The sequence below is a fragment of the Leisingera sp. SA215 genome (genome assembly GCF_055902035.1).
Genome location: NZ_JBVVXU010000024.1, coordinates 1 through 23,341, shown reverse-complemented (window position 1 = coordinate 23,341; position 23,341 = coordinate 1). Strand labels below are relative to the sequence as shown.

The following is a 23,341-nucleotide window of genomic DNA, read 5'->3' as shown; positions in this document are numbered from 1 at the left end:
TTGACGTCAAGATAAAATTCATTATCTCGGCATCAAGACAAGGAGAGACACATGCCCATCCGGACCCTTCTGCTGACGGCGCTGGCGCCTGCCATCTGGGGCAGCAGCTATATCGTGACGACCTCTCTGCTGCCCGGCCATTCACCGCTGGTGGTGGCCTTGCTGCGGGCGCTGCCTGCAGGGCTCTTGCTGCTGCTGCTGGTGCGCCGGCTGCCGCCGCTCGACTGGCTGCCGCGCCTGGCGGTGCTGGGCGCGCTGAATTTCTCGCTGTTCTGGGTGCTGCTGTTTGCCTCCGCCTACCGCTTGCCCGGCGGCGTCGCCGCCACGCTCGGCGCGGTGCAGCCGCTGATCGTGGTGTTCCTGGCATCCCTGGTGCTGAAGACACAGATCCGAACCGCCGCTATTGCCGCCGCTCTGCTAAGCATCGCAGGCGTGGCCCTTTTGGTGCTGACCCCCGCGGCCAAGCTCGACACGATTGGCGTGCTGGCCGGGCTTGGTGGCGCGCTGTCGATGGCCGCAGGTGTGGTGCTGACCCGCAAGTGGCAGCCGCCGGTTCCGCCGCTGACCTTCACCGCCTGGCAGCTGACAGCGGGCGGGCTGCTGCTGCTGCCCGTTACACTCTGGATGGTGCCTGAGCTGCCCGTTTTCACCGCCGCCAATATCGCGGGCCTCGCCTATATGAGCCTGATCGGCGGCGCGCTGACCTATATTCTGTGGTTCCGCGGACTGGCCCGGATCGAGCCCTCGCAAGTGTCGCTGCTGGGTGTCCTCAGCCCCTTGTCAGCGGTGATCCTCGGTTGGCTCCTGCTGGGTGAAACCCTGACACCGAACCAAATGCTGGGCGCGGTGCTGGCCCTATTCAGCCTGTGGCTCGGCCAGTCCCGGCTGCGCCTGCGCACCAAACGGCACGCAACTTCGGCGGAGTAACCCGGGTCACCGCGGCATTGCAGGCTCACAGGCCCCGCCGCGGTGGCATTCCAGCACCTGCCGCCGCACTTCAGATGTGTCGGCAAACACAAACCCGCCGCAAGCCCCGGCCCGGATCACCAGCTCCTGCCCGCGCTGTTCAGCAAAGAACACCTGGTCCGCGCCCGGGGCCATGCCGCCGCACCAGGGGCCGAGGCACTCCACCTCAAGCACTGCCTGCACGTTGACACGGCTGGAAAAATATTCTCCGTCCAGCACCTTGCCCGAAAGCTGCGCCGGAATGCGGGTCAGCGGCGGCATGTCATTGGGATTGTCTGCATGGGACCGCGGCAACAGGCTTTCGTCAAACCGCAGCTCGCCCGCGATGATGTTGTAAACGCTGTCCGATTTCGCGGCCTGCAGATAGGCGTCTGCAGGTCCCCAGGGCAGGCAGCTGAGAGCGGCGGCGGGGCTTGCGGAAACGGACAAGAAACAAGCGAGAAGGGCGGCGCCTGACCTTGGGGAGGTGCAATGCGCCTTCCCAGGGGGAAGGTCAGGCGCTGCCCGGCCTGTCGGCGGGCCGAAACATTCGGATAGAAACCGTGGCAATCCCATCTCACAAATACTCCCGGAACTCACCCACCACCCGCGCATAAACCTCGCGCTTGAACGGCACGATCTTTTCCACCAGCTGCGCAACAGGCTGCCAGCACCAGGCCGAGAATTCCGGATGATCCGTCTCGATATTGACCTGTTCATCCGTCCCCAGAAAGCGCATCAGATACCATTTCTGCTCCTGCCCCCGGTACTTGCCGCCCCAGAACTTCGGCACCACGTCATACGGCAGGTCATAGGGCAGCCAGCCGTCGGATTCCGCAATGATCTCCACTAGCTCCGCCGCCACGCCGGTTTCTTCCTCCAGCTCGCGCAGGGCAGCTGCACGCGGGTCCTCGCCCGCATCGATTCCGCCCTGCGGCATCTGCCAGGCGTCCTTGTAGCGGTCCTTGCGCTGGCCGACAAAAACCGCGCCCTCACCATTGATCAGCATTACTCCGACATTCGGACGGTAGGGCAGCTTGGCAATCTCTTCCGGCGTCATCCGGCTCTCCTCGAAATGCTTTGCTTAAACCTTAGACCGCTTGCCGCAGGGGCATGCAAGGGGGTGACGCGGCGTTTGCACGTGACAAGCCCCCCTTCGCCCCTGATCCTAGGGGCAACTGCCAGGGAGAGTTTCAGATGACTGCGTACCCCAACATGCTTGCCCCGCTGGACCTGGGCTTTACCACGCTGAAGAACCGGGTGCTGATGGGCTCGATGCACACCGGGCTGGAGGAAACCGGTGATTGGAACCGGGTGGCGGAATTCTATGCCGCCCGTGCCCGCGGCGGTGTGGCGCTGATGGTGACCGGCGGCATCGGCCCGAACCTGGAAGGTTCAGTTCTGCCCGGCGCCTCGATGATGACCTCCGCCAAGGACGTCGAGAACCACCGGGTGATCACGGACCGGGTGCATGAAGCGGGCGGCAGGATCGCCATGCAGATCCTGCACGCGGGCCGCTATGCCTATGGGCCGAAATGCGTCGGCCCCAGTCCGGTGAAATCGCCGATCTCGCCCTTCCCGCCACATGAGCTGGACGAGGACGGCATCGAAAAGCAGATCGCCGACATCGTGAACGCCGCTTGCCTCGCGCAGGAAGCAGGCTACGACGGGGTCGAGATCATGGGGTCCGAGGGCTATTTCCTCAACCAGTTCCTGGTCACCCGCACCAACAAGCGCACCGACCGCTGGGGCGGCTCTTACGAAAACCGGATGCGGCTGCCGATCGAGGTCGTGCGCCGCACCCGCGAGGCTGTGGGCCGCAAATTCATCATCATCTACCGCCTGTCAATGATCGACCTGGTGCCTGAAGGCTCCACCCACGACGAGGTCGTGCAGCTGGCGCAGGAAATCGAGAAGGCCGGCGCGACCATCTTCAACACCGGCATCGGCTGGCACGAGGCGCGCATCCCGACCATCGCCACCTCGGTGCCGCGGGCGGCCTTTGCCTGGGTCACGCAAAAGCTGATGGGCAAGGTCTCGATTCCAATCATCACCTCCAACCGCATTAACTCGCCTGAGGTGGCCGAACAGGTTCTAGCGGAGGGCTGCGCCGACATGGTGTCGATGGCGCGGCCGATGCTGGCGGATGCGGATTTCGTCGCCAAGGCCGAAGCCGGCCAGGCCAGCCATATCGCCCCCTGCATCGCCTGCAATCAGGCCTGTCTCGACCACACCTTCAGCGGCAAACTCACTTCCTGCCTGGTCAACCCGCGCGCCTGTCATGAAACGGAACTGGTGATCGAACCCGCCGCCGCGGCCAAAACCGTGGCGATTGTGGGCGCCGGCCCTGCCGGGCTGGCCACCGCGCTGACGGCAGCGCAGCGCGGCCACAAGGTGACCCTGTTCGACCAGGCCGATGAGATCGGCGGCCAGCTCAACATGGCGAAGCAGGTTCCGGGCAAGGAAGAATTCTGGGGGTTGGTGGACTGGTACCGGACCATGATCGCCGATGCCGGCGTCACCCTCGCACTGGGGCACCGGGTGGCGGTGCAGGATCTGACCGGGTTTGACGAGATCGTTGTCGCTACCGGCGTCATCCCGCGCGATCCCGCCATTCCGGGCCAGGACGGCGACAATGTTCTCAGCTACATCGACGTACTGCGCCACAAAAAGCCTGTTGGACAGCGGGTCGCGGTGATCGGCGCTGGCGGCATCGGCTTTGATGTCTCCGAATTCCTGTTGGAAGAGGGCCACAGCCCCGCCACCGATCTGCCCGCCTGGATGAAGGAATGGGGCGTCAGCGACCCGGCAGAACACCGCGCGGGCCTTGCTCCCGAAGGCCCGCAGCCTGCCGCCCCTGCGCGCCGCGTGACACTCCTGCAGCGCAAGGCCGAGCGTCACGGCAAACGGCTGGGCAAGACCACCGGCTGGATTCACCGCGCCACGCTCAAGATGAAGGATGTCGAGTTTCTGGGCGGCGTGAACTACGAACGCATCGATGCGGACGGCCTGCACGTCTCCTTTGGCGAGGCGCGGGAGAACCCCACCTTGGTTGCCGCGGACACCATCGTTCTATGCTCCGGACAAATCTCCGAACGCCGATTGGCGGATGATCTGGCAGAACACGGCATCACTGCGCATGTGATCGGCGGTGCCGATGTGGCCGCGGAACTGGACGCCAAACGCGCCATCAACCAGGGCACCCGGCTGGCCGCGGCGCTATAACCGCGCCATGGCCAGCTCCGGTCTGGCGCAGATTTCTCCAATGAATCTGGCGGCATGGCCGCAACCGCGCTAACCATGGGGAAACGGTTGCAAATGAGGCCGCCCCATGCCGATTTCTGCTTACGACCTCTGGGCCGATGGCACCGCCCGCCCCGCCGCTGATCTGGCCGCGACCGGGCCGGGCCGCTACCGCTGGCTGCACTTCGACCTGGCTGACCCGGAGCTGGCCGAATGGTGCAAGACTCAGCTCCCCGGCATCCCGGGCCAGGCGCTGCTGCAAAGCGAAACCCGGCCCCGCTGCGATGTGTTCGAGGACGGTCTGATCCTGAACCTGCGCACGGTGAACCGCAATCCCGGCGCCGAAGCCGCGGAGATGCTGTCGCTCAGGATCTGGGTCACCAGCCGAACCATTGTCACCGTACGGCTGCGCAAGACCTTCGCGCTTGATGCGTTCCGTGCCGAATGCAGCACCGGCCGCGGTCCCAATTCGCCAGGTCATTTCCTTTACCGCCTGATCAACGGGCTGGCCCTGCACACCCGCGACGTGGTGCTTGAGCTAAGCGCCGCGACCGAGGCGCTGGAGGAGATGACCGAGGACGGCACCCTGCCCGCTGCCGAAGCACTCAAGGCACCGCGCCGCAACGTGCTGAAGCTGCACCGCTACCTGGAACCGCAGCGCGAAGCGCTGCTGAACTTGCAGGAATCCGGGGGTGCGCTGTTTTCGGAGGGCGAGCAGCTGCACCTGCGCGAGGCGGTGAACCTGTTCACCTTGGCGGCGGAAACGCTGGAATCGCTGACCGGGCGGCTGGCGGTGCTGCGCGACCACACCGACGCCGAGCTGGCCCGGCAAATGGGCCGCAACAGCTATGCGCTGTCGGTGGTGGCGGCGCTGTTCCTGCCGCTGGGATTCCTGACCGGCCTGTTCGGCGTGAATCTTGCCGGCATCCCCGGCGCAGAGTCGCCGCTGGCCTTTCCCATTCTCTGCCTCAGCCTGCTGGGGCTCGGTGCTGGCATGCTGCTGGTGATGCGCTGGCTCAGGCTGCTCTGACCGCTGCATGCCCGCCCCCGCTGCCTATCCGTGCAGTTTGCGGCTGCCAGCCGGTGCCTGCCCGCGGTCCTCCATGCCGTAGTCGCGGATCACCCCCGCCACCCGCAGCCGGTAGTCCGCAAAGATCCCGCTCCGGCCCCTGCCCTGCGCCGAGCGGTGCTCTGCAACCTCGCGCCAGCGCTGCACCGCGGCCTCATCCCGCCAGAAGGACAGTGACAACAGCTTCTCCGGCGCGCTCAGGCTTTGGAACCGCTCAACCGATATGAACCCGTCCACCTGTTCCAGCAGCTCCCTCAGCGCGGCCGCGGTGTCCAGATAGGCTTCCTTCTGCCCCGGGGCAATCTGCACTTCGAATATCACGGCTATCATACCCACCCCCTTAAACCGCCCCATGCGGCGCCGAAGCCAGCTTCAGCCAGGTCCGGTCCTCGCCCAGCAAGAACCGTTCCTTTTGCGCAAACTCATAATTCTCCCGCCCCAAGGGATCCGCCGCCAGCCGGGCACGATAAGCCTCATACTCAGCAAGGCTTTCCACATTGTAAATACCATACGCCAGTGTCGACGACCCTTCATGCGGCGCATAGTAGCCGACCAGGCCGGCTCCGCAGCGCGGGATCGCCTGGCCCCAGTTGCGGGCGTAGTGTTCGAACTGCGCCTTCTTGGCAGGGTCGATGCGGTAACGGATAATGCAGGTCAGCATGGGAAGTCCTCAGTTTGTTCAGGACCTCCTGCCTAGCCCGCTCCATCACCTGGATGCTTCGATGCAGATCGAAACGTTACTCCACGGTGATAGTGATCAATTCTGAAACAACCGGAGCAACATGCGGTACATGGCCTGCATCCCCAAGCACCAGTTGCAGCGTATGACGGCCCGGCGACAGCTCCAGCGTCACCTCGGTCTGGCCGCCGCCGAAATGCAGATGGTTGTCGTCCGACGGCAGGCCGAAGTTCAGCTCATCAGCGCCATCTTCGCCTTCACCCAGCGGCGGCCGGTCGATCAGCAGATGATGGTGCCCGGTGAACTCCTTCTCAACTCCGGACGGGGCCACCCCCATGCCCGAGAGGCCAAAAACCAGCGTGAGCGGAGACGACACTGAATCCCCATCTTGGATATTCGCAAAATAGACTTTGGCCTCCGGCTTCGAAGGCGTCCCACCTCCGGCCCTGACCGGACCCCAAGCCAGGGCCGCCAGAAAGAAAGACAGCGCAGCCGCAATCAGCAGTTTCATTTTCGGTCCTCCAACAGAACACTTGGCCAACAAACTATAGCTAGCGGCGCGCCGCCCTGCGGCAATCCCGTTGCCGGGAACAACCGCGCAAAAACCTCTCAGCACCGTCTATGGCCGCCGCCCGCTTGTTTGCAGCGCGGGGCAAGGGAGATAGTCTTGACTGACAGCTTTGCGGTGGCGGCCCGGCAGTCACTGGCTCCTCCTCCGGAAATATGTGCCAACGGCCAGCAGACACGGGCGCGGCAACAGGGGCACTTGGTGCGGCCGCCCGTGCCGGGTTATCATCTGATTTAGATGTTCAATCTTCGAATGCGATGGAAGTATGCCGAAGACCTGCCCCACACCGAAACTGGTGATTTTCGACTGCGACGGCGTGCTGGTGGACAGTGAGCCGGCCGCCAACCAGGCGTTGGCAGACAACCTCGCACGCCACGGGCTGGTGCTGACGGTGGAGCAGTCGATGGCGCATTTCGTCGGCGGCACCATGGCGAGTGTGATGGCCAAGGCCCGCTGCCTGGGTGCAGACCTGCCGGAAAACTGGATCGCGGAAATCCATGCCGAGACCTATACACGGCTTGAACGGGGCGTGCCGCTCACAGCGGGCATCCCTGATCTGCTGGCACGGCTTGACGCACATGGCGTCCCTGTTTGCGTGGCCTCCAACGGCAGCGAGCAAAAGATGCGCATCACTTTGGGCCAGAACGGGCTGTGGGAACGGTTCCACCCTCATGCAATGTTCTCAGCCCAATCCCTGGGCGTGGCCAAGCCGGAACCGGGATTGTTTCTGGCCGCCGCCAGCCATTTCGGTATGCAGGCGCGCGATTGCCTGGTGATCGAGGACAGCGGCAGCGGCGTCACCGCCGCAGTGCGCGCGGGCATGCGCTGCCTGGGATTTGCTCCCCTTGGCAGCGGCAGCAGGCTCGCCGCGCTGGGAGCGGAAGTGTTCAGCGGCATGGCAGAGGTGCCGGCCCTTTTGTCGATCTAAGCACGTTGTGGTATTGACGCCCGCATGGAGCAGACATTGAACACCCCGTTTGTGGCGCCTTTTGCCGAGGCTGAAGCCGGGACTAAGCCGAAGCCGGAACCGCAGCGGGCGCCGCTGTTCATTCAGGACGCGGTAACCCCATGGGCGGGCAGCACCATGCTGCTAACCCTGTGGCGGCTGCAGGAAATCGCGGACCGCGGCAGCTAGTGCCCAAGCCCGCTGCTGCTTCTTTCCGGTTGAAAGTACTCCAGGGGGTTCGGGGGCCGGCCCCCGCCGCCGCCCTGACGGATTACCCGTAGGTCGGGTGAAATTTCCCGGCCGGCGACAGGGTGAAGATATCGGCCCCGTCTGCAGTGACCCCGATCGAATGCTCAAACTGCGCCGACAGAGACTTGTCGCGGGTGACGGCAGTCCATTCGTCGGCCAGAATCTTGGTCTCCGGGCGGCCCAGGTTGATCATCGGCTCAATGGTGAAGAACATGCCTTCTTCCAGCACCGGGCCGGTTCCGGGCCGGCCGTAGTGCAGCACGTTCGGCGGTGCGTGAAACACCTGGCCAAGGCCATGGCCGCAGAAATCGCGCACCACGCTCATCCGCTGGCTTTCGGCATAAACCTGAATCGCATGGCCGATGTCGCCAAAGGTATTGCCGGGCTTCGCCGCCTCAATCCCCACCATCAGCGAATCATGAGTGACCTGAATCAGCCGCTCGGCCTTGCGCGGCAGCTTTCCTGCCACAAACATCCGCGAGGTGTCGCCGAACCAGCCATCGACGATCACAGTCACGTCGATATTCAGGATGTCGCCGTCCTTCAGCTTCTTGTCGCCGGGGATGCCATGGCAAACCACATGGTTGACCGAGATGCAGCTGGCGTGCTGATAGCCCTTGTAGCCGATGGTTGCGGACTTAGCGCCGGCATCCTCGACCTTTTGGGTGATCAGGCGGTCGATTTCGCCGGTTGTCTGGCCCGGAAACACATGTGCGGCAATCTCATCCAGAATACGCGCCGCCAAGGCACCCGCCTTGTGCATGCCGGCAAAATCGCCGGCTTCATGAATGCGGATGCCGTCCTTGGTTGTGCGGCCGTCTTTCGATCTCATCAGGCGGAGCTCCATCGGGTGTTGTCCCGTAGCTATCTAAAACGTCTTGGCCAAAAGGGCCAGAGCCGGCAGCGGAGGCCTGTTGGAACTTTTTCAACCGTGCTGCGTTGGGTCGGGTGTGCAGCAACAGCACAAGCCAGGAGGGACGCAGCAAAATGGATAATATCAGCGATTTAATGAAGGCTGAGATTTACGGTGGAAAGTCATTGGCCGATTTGGTGACGCTGGAATTTCTGGCGCAAGCTTTGGGAAGCGTTCTGGCCGCGACAGTCATTCTGCTGGCAGGTTTCATAGTTGCGCGCTGGGTCAAGCGCCGGATCGTAACACTGGGCGATAGCCATGCCAAGCTTGACCCGACCCTGTTTCATTTCCTCGGCAACTTTGCGCGCTATGTCATTCTCGCCTTTGCGGTGCTGTTTGTGCTGAATACCTTCGGGGTCAAGACCACGTCAATCGTGGCGGCCATCGGTGCTGCCGGCCTGGCGATCGGCCTGGCCATGCAAGGCGCGCTTTCGAATGTTGCGGCGGGGGTGATGCTCATCCTGTTCCGCCCGTTCAAACTGGGCGATTTCATCAAGGTGAACGGCGAGATGGGCACAGTCAAGGACATCAATCTGAACAACACGGTGATTGCCAGCCTCAGCAATCTGAAGGTGATCGTTCCCAATTCCGAGGTTTGGGGCAACACCATCACCAATTACTCAGCCTTCGACAGCCGCCGGGCGGAATGGACCTTCGGGGTCGGCTATGGCGCCAATCTGGCCACTGCCGAAAGGGTGATCCGCGACACCATCATGGCCGACAGCCGTTCGCACAGCGACCCGGAACCCTTTGTGCAGGTCAATGCGCTCAACAGCAGTTCGGTGGATTTTCTGGTGCGCGTCTGGGTCGATGCGGCGGAATATTTTCAGTATCAGGCCGACATCAAGCGCAAGGTCAAAGAGGCGCTGGATGCGGCAGGTGTCGATATTCCCTTCCCGACCCGCACGCTGGTTCACACCGATCCTGCCAGCCAGGAAGACGAGGTCGGCAAGGCCGCCTGACATCCTTACCGGCGCCGCTATTCCACTTCGGCAATGGCAGCGCCGGCCACGACCCCCTGCGGCGTGATTCTGGTGCCCAGCACCAGCCGCTCCACCCCCGCGGCCGATGCACTGGCAAAGGCAGCTGCATAGGCCGGGTCGATATCTCCGGCCAGACGAAACCGGTCGCAGTCCGTGCGCTGCACCAGGTAGAGCATCACCGCCCGGTGGCCCTGGGCCACCATATTTGCCAGCTCCCCAAGATGCTTGGTGCCGCGGGCTGTGACGCTGTCGGGGAATTCCGCCAGGCCCGGTTCCCGCGACAGTGTCACGCTTTTCACTTCAACATAGCAATCCGGCAGGCCGTCTTGCTGCAACAGAAAGTCGACGCGGCTTTTTACGCCGTATTTCACCTCCGGCCGCACGGTTGTGTAGGCTGCGAGACCGGCAACCTCACCCGCCTCCAGCGCGGCCCGCAGGGCGCGGTTGGGGACCGAGGTATCAACGCCGGTGAAATGCCCGTCTGCGTGCTCAACCAGCCGCCAGCCGTACTTCAGCTTTTTCTTCGGGTCGTCGTTCGGCTCCAGCCATATCCTCATACCCGGCTCCGCCAGGCCCATCATACTGCCGGGGTTGGCGCAATGGGCGGTGACCTCCCGCCCGTCCTCCAGTTTGCAATCGGCAAGGAACCGTTTGTAGCGGCGGATCAGCACGGCGGGGATCAGAGGGGTTTCAAAGCGCATGGGCTTAGGCCTATATCTGCCTGAGTGAGGTATCAAGGGAGGAAGATCATGGCGAATCCAACGGCTGCCATGCTGGTTATCGGGGATGAAATCCTGTCGGGCCGGACCCGCGATGCCAATATGTACTATCTGGCGGGTGAGCTTGCCAAACACGGCATCGACCTGCGCGAAGTCCGCATCGTCAGCGATGACGAGGCCGCAATCATCGGCTCGGTGCAGCTGCTATCGGCCGCATACGACCATGTTTTCACCAGCGGCGGTATCGGGCCGACGCATGACGACATCACTGCAGACTGCATCGCCAAGGCGTTTGACGCGCATCTGGGGGTCCGCGATGACGCCCGCGCGATCCTGCAGGCGCATTACGACACCCAAGGGCTGGAAATGAACGAGGCCCGCCTGCGGATGGCACGCATCCCGGAGGGCGCCGCACTGATCGAAAATCCGGTCTCGGCCGCACCGGGCTTCACCCTTGGCAATGTGCATGTGATGGCCGGGGTGCCGCTGATCTTTCAGGCGATGGTGGCCAGCGTTATGCCAACGCTGACCGGCGGCCAGCCGGTGCTGTCGCAAACCCTGCGGGTGTTCCGCGGCGAGGGCGAGATTGCCGGGCCGCTGCGTTTGCTGGCAGAAGCCTATGCGGATTTGTCGGTGGGCTGTTACCCGTTTCAAAAAGACGGTGCCTTTGGCGCCAATATCGTGATCCGCGGCACCGATGGTGCGCAAATTGATGCCGCGATGACAGAACTGGCAAAGGAGCTGGAGCAGTGACCACCGATCCCCGTTACTATGCCCTGACCGAGGCGACATGGCCGCCTGCCTCCACCCGCAGCCTGGGCCCCGTGACCCTGCGCGACGGCCAGGGCGGCGGTAGCCGGGTGTCGGCGGCGACGGTGCATGGCACTGTCTCGGAGGCGGAGATTGCCGCAGCCGAAGATACAATGCGTGCGATGGGCCAGGACTGCCTGTTCATGATCCGCGACGGCGAGGCGGATCTGGACGCACAGCTGGAGGCGCGCGGCTATGCGGTCAAGGATCCGGTCAACCTGTGGACCTGCCCGGCCAAGCATTTGACAGACATCCCGGTGCCGCGGGTCACCGCCTTTTGCGTCTGGGAGCCGCTGGCGATCCAGCGCGAGATCTGGCAGCAGGGCGGCATAGGGCCGGCGCGTTTGGCGGTGATGCAAAGGGTGCGAGGGCCGAAAACAGGGCTTTTGGCGCGTCACAAGGACAAACCTGCCGGTGCCGGGTTTGTTGCCATTCACGACGGTGCAGCGATGATCCACGCACTTGAAATCCTGCCGCAGCAGCGCCGCTGTGGCATGGGCGCCTGGATGATGCGCCAGGCAGCGTTTTGGGCTATTGAAAACGGTGCAGCTGAGCTGGCAGTTCTTTGCACCAAACGCAACGAGGGCGCCAACGGGCTTTATGCTTCCCTTGGCATGGAATGCACCGGACAGTACCACTACCGGATTTTACAGGAAGGTCATTGAACAATGACGGATCAGACCCTGCCCACAGCCCTGGATCTGCCGATGGCGGACCCGCTGCCGCCCGAGACGCAGAAGTATTTCGATATCTGTGCCGAGAAGCTGGGATTTGTGCCCAACGTGCTCAAGGCCAATGCCTTTGATATCGAAAAGCTGAATGCCTTTACCGCCATGTACAATGACCTGATGCTGGCGGACAGCGGCCTCAGCAAGCTGGAGCGGGAGATGATCGCGGTTGTGGTCTCGGCGATCAATCGGTGTTTCTACTGCCTGGTGGCGCATGGCGCAGCAGTGCGGCAATTGTCGGGCGATCCGGCTCTGGGTGAAATGCTGGTGATGAACTACCGGGTCGCCCCTTTGGAGGCGCGCCAGCGCGCGATGCTGGATTTTGCAGCCAAAATGACCACTGCCAGCGCAGAGATCGCCGAGACGGACCGTCAGGGCTTGCGGGATGCAGGCTTCAGCGACCGGGACATTTGGGACATTGCCAATGTCGCGGGCTTTTTCAACATGTCCAACCGGGTGGCCAGCGCCACTGCCATGGTTCCCAACCCGGAATACCACAGCCAGTGCCGCTAAGACGTTTGATTTCCGCAGCCGCGGTGATGCTGCTTCCGGCTCTACCTGTTGCGGCTGAAATCACCCTGCCAGCCGGCGCGTCTGCTGTTTCTGAACGGATCACGGCGCTTGGTGTCTACCAACTGCCGATCGGGCCCGAAGAGGCGGACAAAGTGCCCTCGCGCCGGTTCGAGGGACGGATTTTGCGCCGCACCTGGCGGGTCGAGGAAAACAGCACCGTGCTGCAGATCCTGGCGCCGTTGCGGGACCAGTTGCAGGCCGCCGGTTTTGAGGTGCTGCTGGACTGTGCCGCACGCGATTGCGGCGGATTCGGATTCCGCTTCGGGATCGAAGTGGTGCCGTCGCCGGACATGATGGTAGATATCTCCAGCTATCACTTCCTGTCCGCCGCCAAAGCAGACGAAGCGGTCTCGCTGCTGGTGTCGCGCGCAGGCGGCGCGGCCTTTGTGCAGATGATCACAGTGCATCCGCCGGGGTCGGCAGCAACGGCAACAGCAGTGGTAAAGCCTGCCGCCGGGACGCCTAGCATAGTGCGGCCGGTGGAACTGGCCAAGCTGCTGGAGGTGCGCGGCCACGCCGTTCTGACGGATCTGGTGTTTCAAAGCGGCTCCACCCGGCTGCAGGACGGCACCTATGCCAGCCTGCGCGAACTTGCGGAATATCTGGCCGCCAATCCGCAAAACCGGCTGCTGCTGGTGGGCCATACCGACACTGTGGGCTCGCTGGAGCAGAACACCGGCATCTCCGAACGCCGGGCGCAGTCGGTGAAGGACCGTCTGGTCGGGGAACTGGGCGCGGATGCGGCACAGATCGCGGTCGCCGGCGCCGGCTTTCTAGCCCCGCTTGCCAGCAATCTGATACCCGAAGGGCGCGAGGCCAACCGGAGGGTTGAGGCAGTGTTGCTGGGCGATTGACGCCGGACCAGCGTATGACCCCTGCCCGGCCCAATCCGCCACAAACCGCCCGCATTCCCCGCGGCTGGGAACCTTGGGGCCGGCATGCACGTTACAATCCAGACGGGATGGAACGCGTTAGTCTGGATCAACGGCTGTGCATCCTCCGGGATCAGGTGCCGGCCGGCCCCGGAACACAGACGCACAAGACTTGGGGGATTGGCATGTCATCGGCAGGTGTGAATTGACCTGTGCGTGCGTCGGGGGCGGCTCAATCGTCCCGCTCGGCTTTTCACTCTGACCAAACCCTCGCGATGCTTGGCATGGGTATCTGCGCGCCCGGCCGGTTTTCACACCCCCAAAAAGAGCCCCCGCATCCGGTGCGGGGGCAGGTCTTCGAGGGATGTCTTGGTCCGGTTTTCCGTAGCGCCGGTTCAGGCTTTCCATTCTGACGGGTCGCGGTCGGCAAATGCCTGGACCAGGAAATCGATGAATGCCCGGACTTTCGGCTGAGTGAATTTCCCGGGCGGGTAGACGGCATAGATGCCCTGGGTTTCCACTGGCAGGCTGGGCATGACGTCTTCGACCAGCCCTTCTTCCAATGCCTCGGAGTAGAGGTAGCTGGGCAAGTAGGCGATACCGAGACCCGAGATCGCCGCGTTCAGCAGCGATTGCCCGTCATTCACCGACAGCCAGCCCGAGGTGCGCACTTGGCGTTTCTCCCCCGACGGCGCGGTGATCTTCCAGACATTGCCGCTGGACTGGCTGGAGTAGTGCAGCAGCTTGTGGGTGTTCAATTCATCAATCTTCTGCGGGCGGCCGAATTTCTCCAGATAGGCGGGCGAGGCGATCATCCGTTTGGACGTCTCGGTCAGCTTGCGGGCGCGCAGAGAGCTGTCTTCCAGCTCGCCGATCCGCACCGCCATGTCGAACCCTTCGGAGATCAGCTCCACATAGCGGTTGTTCAGCACCATGTTGACGGTGATGTCCGGGAAGTCCTGCAGAAACTCCGACAGCACCGGTGACAGGTGATTGACGCCAAAATCAGTGGCGACCGAAATCCTGAGCAGACCTGAGGGGGCGGATTGCATCGAGGTGACCAGCGCATCCGCTTCCCCTGCATCATTCAGCACCCGGCGGGCGCGGTCGTAATAGGCAAGGCCGATCTCGGTCGGGGACACCCGGCGGGTGGTGCGGTTCAAAAGCCGCGCGCCAAGCCGGGTTTCCAGACTTGAAACATGTTTGGAGACTGCGGACTTCGAGATCCCCATCTTGCGTGCCGCGTCGGTGAAGCCGCCCTGGTCCACCACATTGGCAAAGGCCTCCATCTCGGTCAGTCGGTCCATGTTCACCCATCCTCGTGTATCCGTGTCACCCCTAGTGTTGCGGGTGAAATCGGGCAAGATCGGGGCAAGGGTGGGATAATTGCGAGGTTTTGCGGGGATCGTATGCGCTGTGGAAACGGCTGGAGGTCTGGCAAACTCGCCGGCGGCCTGCGGCTGTGATGCGCCTAAGGACCGCGTGAAAGAACCATTATTTTCAAGTATCTTTTAAGGCTTTGGATCAAAATGCCTCAGGCGGCTTTCCACATCAGCGAAATATGGGTGTCGCCGTATTTGCGGCTGTCCTGCAGAACGAACCCTTCCGGCGCGGCGACCGGCGCGCTTTCTTCCCAGACCACCAGCGCGTCTTCCGCCACCCATCCGCCGGCGACAGCGGCCGCCATAGCTTTTTCCCCCAGCCCCTTGCCATAGGGCGGATCAAGAAAGATCAGATCAAACGGCGCGGCCGGGTTCGCCCCCAGCTTCAGCACGTCGCGGCGGATCAGGCTGCAGCGGTCTTCGGCGCGGCAGATGGTGATGTTCTTGCGGATCAAACCGCTGGACACGCGCCCGTCATCCACGAACACGGCCTCGGCCGCACCGCGTGACAGCGCCTCCAGCCCCAATGCGCCGGTGCCCGCAAACAGGTCCAGGACCCGGGCGCCGGAGACGGCGCCGGTGTGCATCAGCACGTTGAACAGGCTTTCCCGCACCCGGTCGGTGGTGGGGCGCAGATGGGCGCCTGCATCGCCCTTGCCCACCGCGGCCAAGGCGCGGCCGCGGAAGTCTCCTGCGATGATCCTCACGCTTTCAGCAGCGGTTTCAGATCGGCAGCCGGGTCAGCGGCCACCGCTTTGTCCGCTGTTTTGCCCATGTCGATCAGGCGTTTGCCCACCATATAGGCGCGCGGGTCGTTCATCGCGTCGACCGCCACCAGCTGATCGCTTTTGTAGTACCAGAACGAAACCTGCCCCCCCTCGCCCTGGCGGGTGACCACATTGTCATAGCCGGTGTTCAGGCCCGCAATCTGCAGTTTGACGTCATACTGATCGGACCAGAACCAGGGGGTGGCAATATACTCTTTGTCCGCACCCAGCATGTTCTGCGCCACCACTTCGGCCTGGTCGATGGCGTTCGGCACACTTTCCAGGCGGATGCGCTTGCCCTGAAACGGGAAAGAGGCGCAATCGCCCGCCGACCAGATCGCGGCGTCCGAAGTGCGGCCCTTGGCGTCTGCCTTGATGCCGTTCTCCAGCTCCAGCCCGGCCATTTCCGCCAGCTGCGACGACGGAGTGATGCCGACGCCGACCACCACAAAGTCCACCTCAACGGTTTCGCCGCCGCTCAGCACTGCGCGGGTCACCTTGCCGCCCTCGCCTTCCAGCCGCTCCAGGCCAACGCCTTCGCGGATGTCCACGCCGTGGGAGGCATGCAGGCGGCGGAAGAAATCAGAGGTCTCAGGCGCCGCAACACGCTGCAGGATGCGGTCGGCCATCTCGACCAGCGTCACTTGCACGCCCCGCTTGGCGCAGACCGCAGCCGCCTCCAGCCCGATGTAGCCGCCGCCCACGATCAGCGCGCGCTTGCCCTCGGTCACATGCGGTGCCATCGCGTCCACGTCGGTCAATCCGCGCACCACATAAACGCCGTCCAGATCACCGCCGATCGCGGCCGGCAGGCGGCGCGGGTCGGATCCGGTGGTCAGCGCCAGCTGGTCGTAGCGGATCACCTCATCGCCCAAGCTCACCGTCCTGGCCGCCGGATCGATTGCCGTCACCCGCCGCCCCAGCTTCAGAGTGATGTTGTTTTCCGCGTAAAAGCTTTCCGGGCGCAGGAACAGCCGTTCAAGCTCCATCTCGCCCAGCAGATAGGCCTTGGACAATGGCGGGCGCTGATACGGCAGCGACTCCTCGGCTCCGATCAGGGTAATTTCACCGTCAAACCCGTCCTTGCGCAGCTTTGCAACCAGCGAAGATCCCGCCTGCCCAGCTCCAATCACGACGATGTGGGACATCTCTGCTTGCCTCCCGCAATAGTTCCCGTCACGCTTTCACCGGACCCTATATACCCGGGGCCCCAAAACGCAATCATGAGAAAGAGGAACGTGCGATGATTTCTGTTGGAGACCAACTGCCGGACGCGACACTGACGCTCATCGGAGACAACGGCCCCGAGCAGGTGCAGCTGTCAGACAAGCTGAAGGGGCGGAAAGTCGTGCTGTTCGCGGTGCCCGGAGCCTTTACCAGCACCTGCCATTCGGCCCATGTGCCCAGTTTCATCCGCACCAAGGATCAGTTCGCTGCCAAGGGTGTCGAGGAAATCATCTGCCTGGCAGGAAATGATCCGTTTGTGATGAAAATCTGGGGCGAAAACACCGGTGCGGCCGAGGCCGGGATCACCATGCTGTCGGATGCCGAATGCACCCTGACCGAGGCTATCGGCATGCGCCTGGACGTGCCTTCGGCCGGTCTGATCGGCCGTTCGCTGCGCTATGCGATGCTGGTGGAGGACGGTGAAGTGAAAGTTCTCAACAAGGAAGAAAACCCCGGCCAGTGCGAGCTTTCCGCCGGCGAGGGCTTGCTGGAGTCAATGGGCTGAACCCAGGCCCGGCTGCGGCTGCCTGACCCGGTGGCCGCAGCCCCCCTTAATAAACGGTAAAAAATAAGGTCAGCATAGCTGCCGGAATGTTTCGCGCGCGAAACATTTGGACAGAATTGCTGACCTTTCTGTAAGGGAGCCGGATCAAGTCTGCGGTTCGCCAAACAGCCCGTCCATCTTGCGCGCCAGCTTGGCATCCAATGCGCTGATCCCGTCCACATCATGGGTGGTCAGCACCACTGTCACCCGGTTGTAGACATTGCTCCACTCGGGGTGATGGTTCCATTTCTCGGCCCAGATCGCGGCGCGGGTCATCCAGCCGAAAGCATCGGCGAAATTGCTGAACTTGAAGGTCTTGGTGATGGCATCCCGGCCCTCGACCATTTCCCAGCCGGTGGCAAACAGCGGCTCCAGCAGCGGGCCGCGGGTGGCATCGGACAGTTTTTCCGTCATTCTTGCTCCTCCACATGTGCTTTGCGGAACGGGCCGTAATCGGTCAGGATTTCGATTTCTTCCTCGGTGGCGGCCCGTTCAGCCTCGAGGTAGCGTCCAACGGCCCCGGCAAACCCGGGATCGCCGATCCAGTGCAAGCTGTGCGTCTCGCACGGCAGATAGCCGCGTGCCAGCTTGTGTTCACCCTGCGCGCCGGCCTCGGCCCGGTCAAGCCCCAGGGCAATGGCCAGCTCTATGGCCTGATAATAGCACAGCTCAAAATGCAGGCAGGGGTGATGCTCGACACAGCCCCAATAGCGCCCGTAAAGCGTTTCACGGCCAATGAAATTCAAGGCACCCGCAACATAGCGCCCGTTGCGCTCCGCGAGAATCAGCGCGATGTCCTGCGCCATTGTGTCATGGGCGATATCAAAGAATTGCCGCGTCAGGTAAGGTGCGCCCCATTTGCGCGCGCCGGTGTCCTGATAAAACTCCCAGAAGGCATCCCAATGCTCAGGCCGCAGGCTGTCGCCCTGGTAAACCCGGATATCGCCGCCGAAACATTGCGCCTGCATCCGCTCCTTGCGGATGTTCTTGCGCTTGCGCGAGGACAGCGCCCGCATGAAGGCTTCGAAATCGCCGTAGCCGTGGTTGCGCCAGTGAAACTGCTGGGTGAAGCGGCGCATCAGCCCCATCTCTTCGCCCATCCGCGCCTCGTCCTGGGTGCAGAAGGTCACATGCAGCGAGGACAGGTTATTGTCGGCCGCCAGCTGCACCGCGCCCTGCACCAGTGCCGAATGGCCGATACCGTCAAAGCCGGGGCGCACCAGAAACCGCCGCCCGGTGGCCGGCGTAAAGGGCACCGCGATCTGCAGCTTGGGATAATAATGCCCGCCTGCCTGCTCATAGGCCTGCGCCCAATTGTGGTCAAAGATATACTCGCCCTGGCTGTGCCCCTTGGCATAAAGCGGCGCGCAGGCGATCAGCCGCCCATCCTGAAACGCCGTCAGATACTGCGGTTGCCAGCCTGTGCCCGGCCCGACCGAGCCGCTCGCCTCCAGCGCGCTCAGGAACCGGTGGGTGGTGAAAGGGTCCAGCGGACGGGTGCCGTCTGCCGCCTCGGGGCAGGCACAGGCATCCCAGTCCTCAGCCGCGATCTGCGACAGTGAGGCCAGCACCCGGATTTCGATTTTAGCCTGCGTCATGCAATTCCTCCGCACCGCATCAAAGATGTGGGGTCTGCGCTTGCCTGATCAAGGTGTTAGCGGCGAGAGGTACTGTTCAAACGTCACATTGTCGGCAAAGACGCGCGCCGCGGTTTCCTCTGCCGCAGAGGTCACAGTCCAGCACAGCACAGGCACCCCGTCGTTGCGCAGCGCCTGCACCCGCGGCCGGGGCAGATCGGCGGCTTCGTGGCTGATAAAGCTTGCACCTGTACGCGCGAAATCCGGGATGCCGCGCAGATCGTCGCAAACCGCTTTCGGCAGCTCCGGCCATTCCGACGGATCATAGGCGCTGGTGGTGATGCCGCGGGCAATATCCGGCGCCAGCTGGGCCAGCTCCGCGACTGAATTGGGGTTGAAAGACATCACTGCCACCGGACCGCCGTAGCCCTTCAGCGCCGCGGCCGTGGCCCGCTCCAGCGCGCCATCGGTGCGGCCCATATGCCCGTGCTGGTCCTTCAATTCAATCAGCAGCGGCACCTTTCCTGCAACCAGATCCAGCACTTCGGGCAGATCCGGAATACCTTCGCCATCACCGTCTTTCAGCGGGATTGCCTGCAGGCCGCCGCGGGTGCGTGCGCGGACCGGACCGGAGGCATCCGCCAGCCGGTCCAGATCATTGTCATGAAAGACCATCGCACAGCCGTCGCTGGACAGCTGCAGGTCGATCTCAATCCCATAGCCCGCCGCTATCGCCGCACGGATGGCCGCGCGGCTGTTCTCCGGACGCCCGCCGGCCGCGTCATGCAACGCTCGATGGGCCAGCGGCACAGTCAGGAGGGCGGCAGGCAGGGCAGGCTTCATTTGATCTGGAAGACCCCGTCGATTTCAACTGCAGCGCCAAGCGGCAGGGATACCGACCCAACAGCCGCCCGGGCATGGCGGCCCGCATCCCCAAGAACTTCGACCATAAAGTCGGAAGCTCCGTTCACCACAAACGGCTGACCGGTGAAATCAGGTGCCGAATTCACAAAGGCGCCCAGTTTGACCACGCGAACAAGCCGGTCCAGATCGCCGCCGCAGGCCGCTTTGAGCTGGGCCAACAGCGCAATCGCCGAACGTCTTGCTGCGGCCTGGCCCGCCTCAACGTCCATATCAAGGCCCAGCTTGCCAGCGATCACACCGTTTTCATCGGCGGAAACCTGGCCCGAGATATAGACCATGTCGCCTGCGACGACATAAGGCACATAGTTGGCCACCGGGGCCGGTGCGTCGGGCAGGGTCACGCCCAGTTCTTTCAGTTTTGCTTCAATGCTCATGGCCGGTTTCCTTCCAAGTCTTTGCTGGCCGGGACGCTACCCGGAGCGGCGGAATTCGGAAAGAGAAAATGCGCAGCGCTGGCGCGGCTTTACGCCACCCCGGCACAACCCCAGCGGCACCGCCGGGAGAGACCGTTTCCCAGTAAGGGAAACGGTCAGGAAAAATCGCATGCTCAGATCCGAAAACCGGGCCGGTTCCCGGCTTCGCTCAGCTTTCGCGGAAGGCCTTGTTGAAATAATCGGCCAGCGGCTTGACCAGATAGGCCAGCGGCGAGCGGTCGGCGGTGCGGATGTAGCTTTCCACCGGCATCCCCGGAATCAGCACCGTGCCCGCAGGCAGGCGGCCGCGCTCGCCGGGATTGAGCTCGATCCTTGCCCGGTAATAGGAAACCCCGCTGCCCTGATCCTCGAAGGCATCCGCCGAGACCTGGGTGACATGGCCGAACAGCTCCGGCGTCGAGCGCTGGTCCAGCGCCGAGAACCGCAGGGTCACCTGCTGGCCGGTGTAGAGCTGGTCGATATCGGTCGGCGCCACCTGCGCCGCAATCACCAGCGGCCGGTCCTGCGGCACCAGGTACAAAACCGGATCGGCCGGCCGGATCACCGAGCGCGGCGTCTGCACCTGCAGCCCGTAGACAATGCCGGAGACCGGCGCGGTGATCTCCAGCCGCGCCAGCCGCCCTTGCAGCGAGCGGCGGTTTTCGGCCAGCTCCAGTTCCTGGTAGCGCAGGTCGCGCAACCGGCTGATCGCCTCTTCGCGGCGGCTGGTGGCCAGCTTCAGGATCTCGATGTCGATCTCGGTGATACGCCCCTCGGACTGCGCTTCCGAGGCCACCAGCTCGCCCAGCCGCCCCTGCAGATCGGCCTGCGTCCGGCGCAGGTTCAGCACCGTCGCCGCCTGCGCCAGGCCGCGGTCCAAGAGCGACTGCTGGTTCTCCAGCTCCTCGCCGATCAGCTCCAGCTGCACATTCATCGAGGTCTGCTGCGCCTTGACGCCGCGGATCTGCTCCTGGATCTGGGTGCGGCGCTTCTCCAGCTGCTCGATCTCGCGCGCGGTGGTGTCGTTGCGGGCCTCGAACAGGCGGCGCTGGCCCTGCACCAGATCGCTGACATCCGGCAGACGCTCCGCCGCCGCCAGCAGTTCCGGCTCAAAGCGGATCGCGGCAGCGGTGTCGCGCTCGGCTTCCAGCCGGCCGCGGCGCGCCATCAGCTCGAACAGCTGGCCCTCGGTGATCACCAGCTGCGAGGTCAGCTCATTGGCATCCAGCCGGATCAGCGTGTCGCCTTCGGCCACCGTATCGCCCTCCTCGACCAGGATCTCGGCAACGATGCCGCCATCCAGATGCTGCACGATCTGGCGGTTGCGGTCGACCTCGATCCGGCCCGTCGCCACCACTGCGCCGGAAATCGACGACAGCACCGACCAGGAGCCGAAGCCGCCGACCAGCACCAGCAGCGCCAGGAGGCCGATGATCAGCGGCCGCCGGGCCGGCCAGTTGCTGTGCCCGTTCATCGCACGCCTCCTGTGCCAGTGGCCTGGCGGATGGTCTGATGGTTGGCGACCATTTCCTGCAGCACCTTGTCCTTGGGGCCGAAGGCGGTCTGGGTGCCCTTGTCGATCACCAGCAGCATGTCGCATTCCTGGATCGCCGCCGGGCGGTGCGCCATGATCAGCACCGAGCGGCCCTCGGCCTTGATCTGCTTGATCGCCCGGTTCAAGGCAATCGAGCCCTCGTTGTCGAGGTTGGAGTTCGGCTCGTCGAGGATCACGATCACCGGATCGGCATAGAGCGCGCGGGCCAGCCCGACCCGCTGCAACTGGCCGCCCGACAGCCGCCCGCCGGTGGCGGTGACCTTGGTGTCATAGCCGTCGGGCAGCTTCAGGATCATCTCATGGGCGGCGGCCTTGCGCGCCGCTTCCACCACTTTTTCGGCATCCGGCTGCTGCTGCAGCCGGGCGATGTTCTGGGCAATGGTGCCGTCAAACACCTGCACCCGCTGCGGCAGATAGCCGATGTGGCCGCCCAGCACATCCGGCGCGTATTGATCCAGCGCCGCCCCGTCCAGCCGCACCGAGCCGGCCGCCGGCGTCCAGACCCCGGTCAGCGCCCGCGCCAGGGTCGATTTGCCCGAGCCCGACGGCCCGATCACCCCGATCGCCTGGCCCGGCTGCACCCGGAAGCTGACGTTGCGCAGGAGCGGCGTCTTGCTGCCCGGCGGCACCACCGCCATCCCCTGCACCTCCAGCAGCGCCTTGGGTTTCGGCAGCGCCGTGCGCGCGTCCTCCTCCGGCACCTTGCTCAGCAGCTCGGCCAGGCTGTGCCAGCCCTTCAGCGCCCGCTGCACCATCGCCCATTGGCCCAGGCCCAGCTCGATCGGCGCCAGCGCCCGGCCCATCAGGATCGACCCGGCAATCATCGCCCCCGGCGTCACCTCGCCCTGCAGCACCAGATAGGCGCCCAGGCCCAGCATCGCCGACTGCAGGAACAGCCGCAGCGTCTTCGTCAGCGTGGTGAAGCCGCCGCCGGTGTCATTGGCCGTCACACTGTCCGCGAGGGCGGCATCGCGGGCCAGCTTCCAGCGCTGGAACGAGGCGCCGCGCATGCCCATCGACTGGATCATCTCAGCCTCGTTGCGGATCTCCTCGGACATCAGATTGGCCTTGTGGCCGGTCATGCCGGCCTTTTGCTGCGGCGCCCTGGTGAACAGCTGGTTGAGGATGGCAATCCCCACCAGCACCGCGCCGCCCGCCAGCGCCAGCAGGCCCAGCCAGGGGTGGAACAGGGCGATGCCGGCCAGAAACACCGGGGTCCAGGGCAGGTCGAAGGCGGCGGTCAGCACCGGCGAGGAGATCAGCCGCTGCACCGCTTCCAGATCCTGCAGCCCGGTCTGCGCCGCCGGATCCGGCGCCACCGCCGAGCGGCGGATCATCGCATCGAACACCCGGTGGTCCAGCGCCGCCTGCAGCCGCGCCCCGACCCGTGCCATGATCCGGCCGCGGGCGTAGTCCAGCAGCCCCATCATGCCGTAGAGGAACACCACCAGCAAGGACAGCGCCAGCAGCGTCGCCTCCGACCGGCTGCCCAGCACCCGGTCATAGACCTGCATCATATACAGAGGCCCGGTCAGCATCAGCAGGTTCACAAAAAAGCTGAAGACCCCGGTGAACCAGTACAGCCCCCGGCTCTGCCGCCGCACAGAACGAAGCTCATCGTAGCCGCTCTTATAAATGCTTTTATTCATGGTCAG

27 protein-coding genes are annotated in these 23,341 nt (G+C 63.9%); 11 read left to right on the top strand and 16 right to left on the bottom strand.

The features are described from left to right. The first annotated feature begins 51 nt into the window (after nucleotides 1-51). The gene (locus AC0KW6_RS18950) at nucleotides 52-927 is read left to right on the top strand and encodes an EamA family transporter (protein WP_474035689.1); all 876 of its coding nucleotides are present in this window, start codon (nucleotides 52-54) and stop codon (nucleotides 925-927) included. 6 nt (nucleotides 928-933) lie between these two features. Here AC0KW6_RS18950 and AC0KW6_RS18945 read toward each other — a convergent pair whose 3' ends face one another. Both AC0KW6_RS18945 and AC0KW6_RS18940 read right to left on the bottom strand, forming a co-directional pair. Continuing rightward, a complete protein-coding gene (locus AC0KW6_RS18945) occupies nucleotides 934-1,395 on the bottom strand; it encodes a hypothetical protein (RefSeq protein ID WP_323778669.1) in 462 nt (153 codons plus the stop codon). Nucleotides 1,396-1,522: 127 nt separating this feature from the next. Continuing rightward, complete coding sequence (locus tag AC0KW6_RS18940; protein WP_323778667.1) at nucleotides 1,523-2,005, bottom strand: RNA pyrophosphohydrolase; 483 nt, start codon at nucleotides 2,003-2,005, stop codon at nucleotides 1,523-1,525. A gap of 137 nt (nucleotides 2,006-2,142) precedes the next feature. Between AC0KW6_RS18940 and AC0KW6_RS18935 the strand changes: the two genes are divergently transcribed. Next, complete coding sequence (locus tag AC0KW6_RS18935; protein ID WP_474035688.1) at nucleotides 2,143-4,170, top strand: 2,4-dienoyl-CoA reductase FMN-binding domain-containing protein; 2,028 nt, start codon at nucleotides 2,143-2,145, stop codon at nucleotides 4,168-4,170. A 106-nt stretch (nucleotides 4,171-4,276) separates the two neighbouring features. Continuing rightward, nucleotides 4,277-5,218, top strand: a complete 942-nt coding sequence (locus AC0KW6_RS18930; protein ID WP_323778663.1) for a CorA family divalent cation transporter — start codon at nucleotides 4,277-4,279, stop codon at nucleotides 5,216-5,218. Between the two features lie 24 nt (nucleotides 5,219-5,242). On the opposite strand, the gene AC0KW6_RS18925 is transcribed toward AC0KW6_RS18930, so the two are convergent. The 3 genes from AC0KW6_RS18925 to AC0KW6_RS18915 form a co-directional block, all read right to left on the bottom strand. After that, nucleotides 5,243-5,587 carry an antibiotic biosynthesis monooxygenase family protein gene (locus AC0KW6_RS18925; RefSeq protein ID WP_323778661.1) on the bottom strand — a complete coding sequence of 115 codons (345 nt, stop codon included), beginning with the start codon at nucleotides 5,585-5,587 and terminating at the stop codon, nucleotides 5,243-5,245. Nucleotides 5,588-5,597: 10 nt separating this feature from the next. Then, nucleotides 5,598-5,918, bottom strand: coding sequence for an NIPSNAP family protein (locus tag AC0KW6_RS18920; RefSeq protein ID WP_323778659.1), 321 nt, complete (start codon nucleotides 5,916-5,918; stop codon nucleotides 5,598-5,600). A gap of 76 nt (nucleotides 5,919-5,994) precedes the next feature. Continuing rightward, nucleotides 5,995-6,447, bottom strand: coding sequence for a DUF4399 domain-containing protein (locus tag AC0KW6_RS18915; RefSeq protein WP_474035687.1), 453 nt, complete (start codon nucleotides 6,445-6,447; stop codon nucleotides 5,995-5,997). Between the two features lie 322 nt (nucleotides 6,448-6,769). Between AC0KW6_RS18915 and AC0KW6_RS18910 the strand changes: the two genes are divergently transcribed. Together AC0KW6_RS18910 and AC0KW6_RS18905 are read left to right on the top strand one after the other, a co-directional pair. Continuing rightward, on the top strand, nucleotides 6,770-7,432 hold the full coding sequence (locus tag AC0KW6_RS18910) for an HAD family hydrolase (RefSeq protein WP_323778656.1): 663 nt from the start codon (nucleotides 6,770-6,772) through the stop codon (nucleotides 7,430-7,432). Between the two features lie 24 nt (nucleotides 7,433-7,456). Continuing rightward, on the top strand, nucleotides 7,457-7,639 hold the full coding sequence (locus tag AC0KW6_RS18905; protein ID WP_323778654.1) for a hypothetical protein: 183 nt from the start codon (nucleotides 7,457-7,459) through the stop codon (nucleotides 7,637-7,639). 82 nt (nucleotides 7,640-7,721) lie between these two features. On the opposite strand, the gene map is transcribed toward AC0KW6_RS18905, so the two are convergent. Continuing rightward, complete coding sequence (gene map / locus AC0KW6_RS18900; RefSeq protein WP_024091207.1) at nucleotides 7,722-8,531, bottom strand: type I methionyl aminopeptidase; 810 nt, start codon at nucleotides 8,529-8,531, stop codon at nucleotides 7,722-7,724. 155 nt (nucleotides 8,532-8,686) lie between these two features. Here map and AC0KW6_RS18895 point away from each other — a divergent pair, with 155 nt between their 5' ends. Further along, a complete protein-coding gene (locus AC0KW6_RS18895; RefSeq protein ID WP_323778652.1) occupies nucleotides 8,687-9,574 on the top strand; it encodes a mechanosensitive ion channel family protein in 888 nt (295 codons plus the stop codon). 17 nt (nucleotides 9,575-9,591) lie between these two features. On the opposite strand, the gene sfsA is transcribed toward AC0KW6_RS18895, so the two are convergent. After that, on the bottom strand, nucleotides 9,592-10,296 hold the full coding sequence (sfsA, locus tag AC0KW6_RS18890) for a DNA/RNA nuclease SfsA (RefSeq protein ID WP_323778650.1): 705 nt from the start codon (nucleotides 10,294-10,296) through the stop codon (nucleotides 9,592-9,594). Between the two features lie 48 nt (nucleotides 10,297-10,344). Between sfsA and AC0KW6_RS18885 the strand changes: the two genes are divergently transcribed. Genes AC0KW6_RS18885 through AC0KW6_RS18870 form a run of 4 tightly spaced genes read left to right on the top strand, consistent with a single transcriptional unit; the run spans nucleotide 10,345 to nucleotide 13,279 of the window. Beyond that, entirely contained in the window at nucleotides 10,345-11,067 is a 723-nt protein-coding gene (locus tag AC0KW6_RS18885; protein ID WP_323778648.1) for a competence/damage-inducible protein A, read from the top strand. After that, nucleotides 11,064-11,789 carry a GNAT family N-acetyltransferase gene (locus AC0KW6_RS18880; RefSeq protein WP_323778646.1) on the top strand — a complete coding sequence of 242 codons (726 nt, stop codon included), beginning with the start codon at nucleotides 11,064-11,066 and terminating at the stop codon, nucleotides 11,787-11,789. Before AC0KW6_RS18885 ends, AC0KW6_RS18880 begins: the two co-directional genes overlap by 4 nt. A gap of 3 nt (nucleotides 11,790-11,792) precedes the next feature. Next, nucleotides 11,793-12,365, top strand: coding sequence for a peroxidase-related enzyme (locus AC0KW6_RS18875; protein ID WP_323778644.1), 573 nt, complete (start codon nucleotides 11,793-11,795; stop codon nucleotides 12,363-12,365). A gap of 26 nt (nucleotides 12,366-12,391) precedes the next feature. Then, on the top strand, nucleotides 12,392-13,279 hold the full coding sequence (locus AC0KW6_RS18870; protein ID WP_323778642.1) for an OmpA family protein: 888 nt from the start codon (nucleotides 12,392-12,394) through the stop codon (nucleotides 13,277-13,279). A 413-nt stretch (nucleotides 13,280-13,692) separates the two neighbouring features. Here the strand turns inward: AC0KW6_RS18870 and AC0KW6_RS18865 are convergent, their stop codons facing one another. The 3 genes from AC0KW6_RS18865 to AC0KW6_RS18855 all read right to left on the bottom strand — a co-directional run bounded on the left by AC0KW6_RS18865 (nucleotide 13,693) and on the right by AC0KW6_RS18855 (nucleotide 16,594). Then, entirely contained in the window at nucleotides 13,693-14,604 is a 912-nt protein-coding gene (locus tag AC0KW6_RS18865; RefSeq protein WP_323778640.1) for a LysR family transcriptional regulator, read from the bottom strand. Nucleotides 14,605-14,831: 227 nt separating this feature from the next. Then, the gene (gene rsmD / locus AC0KW6_RS18860) at nucleotides 14,832-15,386 is read right to left on the bottom strand and encodes a 16S rRNA (guanine(966)-N(2))-methyltransferase RsmD (protein WP_323778638.1); all 555 of its coding nucleotides are present in this window, start codon (nucleotides 15,384-15,386) and stop codon (nucleotides 14,832-14,834) included. Further along, nucleotides 15,383-16,594, bottom strand: a complete 1,212-nt coding sequence (locus tag AC0KW6_RS18855; protein WP_323778637.1) for an NAD(P)/FAD-dependent oxidoreductase — start codon at nucleotides 16,592-16,594, stop codon at nucleotides 15,383-15,385. The genes rsmD and AC0KW6_RS18855 overlap by 4 nt, the downstream gene beginning before the upstream one ends. 95 nt (nucleotides 16,595-16,689) lie before the next feature. Between AC0KW6_RS18855 and AC0KW6_RS18850 the strand changes: the two genes are divergently transcribed. Then, nucleotides 16,690-17,178 (top strand): peroxiredoxin, encoded by a 489-nt coding sequence (locus AC0KW6_RS18850; RefSeq protein ID WP_323778635.1) that lies wholly within the window; start codon nucleotides 16,690-16,692, stop codon nucleotides 17,176-17,178. A gap of 144 nt (nucleotides 17,179-17,322) precedes the next feature. Here AC0KW6_RS18850 and AC0KW6_RS18845 read toward each other — a convergent pair whose 3' ends face one another. The 6 genes from AC0KW6_RS18845 to AC0KW6_RS18820 form a co-directional block, all read right to left on the bottom strand. Then, nucleotides 17,323-17,631, bottom strand: a complete 309-nt coding sequence (locus AC0KW6_RS18845) for a 4a-hydroxytetrahydrobiopterin dehydratase (RefSeq protein WP_024091219.1) — start codon at nucleotides 17,629-17,631, stop codon at nucleotides 17,323-17,325. Continuing rightward, on the bottom strand, nucleotides 17,628-18,815 hold the full coding sequence (locus tag AC0KW6_RS18840; protein WP_474035685.1) for a GNAT family N-acetyltransferase: 1,188 nt from the start codon (nucleotides 18,813-18,815) through the stop codon (nucleotides 17,628-17,630). The genes AC0KW6_RS18845 and AC0KW6_RS18840 overlap by 4 nt, the downstream gene beginning before the upstream one ends. A 48-nt stretch (nucleotides 18,816-18,863) precedes the next feature. Beyond that, nucleotides 18,864-19,637 (bottom strand): glycerophosphodiester phosphodiesterase family protein, encoded by a 774-nt coding sequence (locus AC0KW6_RS18835; RefSeq protein ID WP_474035684.1) that lies wholly within the window; start codon nucleotides 19,635-19,637, stop codon nucleotides 18,864-18,866. Beyond that, nucleotides 19,634-20,092, bottom strand: coding sequence for a RidA family protein (locus AC0KW6_RS18830; protein WP_474035683.1), 459 nt, complete (start codon nucleotides 20,090-20,092; stop codon nucleotides 19,634-19,636). The genes AC0KW6_RS18835 and AC0KW6_RS18830 overlap by 4 nt, the downstream gene beginning before the upstream one ends. Before the next feature lie 208 nt (nucleotides 20,093-20,300). Further along, nucleotides 20,301-21,605 carry an HlyD family type I secretion periplasmic adaptor subunit gene (locus AC0KW6_RS18825; RefSeq protein WP_323776285.1) on the bottom strand — a complete coding sequence of 435 codons (1,305 nt, stop codon included), beginning with the start codon at nucleotides 21,603-21,605 and terminating at the stop codon, nucleotides 20,301-20,303. Continuing rightward, entirely contained in the window at nucleotides 21,602-23,335 is a 1,734-nt protein-coding gene (locus AC0KW6_RS18820) for a type I secretion system permease/ATPase (RefSeq protein ID WP_323776287.1), read from the bottom strand. Before AC0KW6_RS18820 ends, AC0KW6_RS18825 begins: the two co-directional genes overlap by 4 nt. Nucleotides 23,336-23,341: the final 6 nt, after the last annotated feature.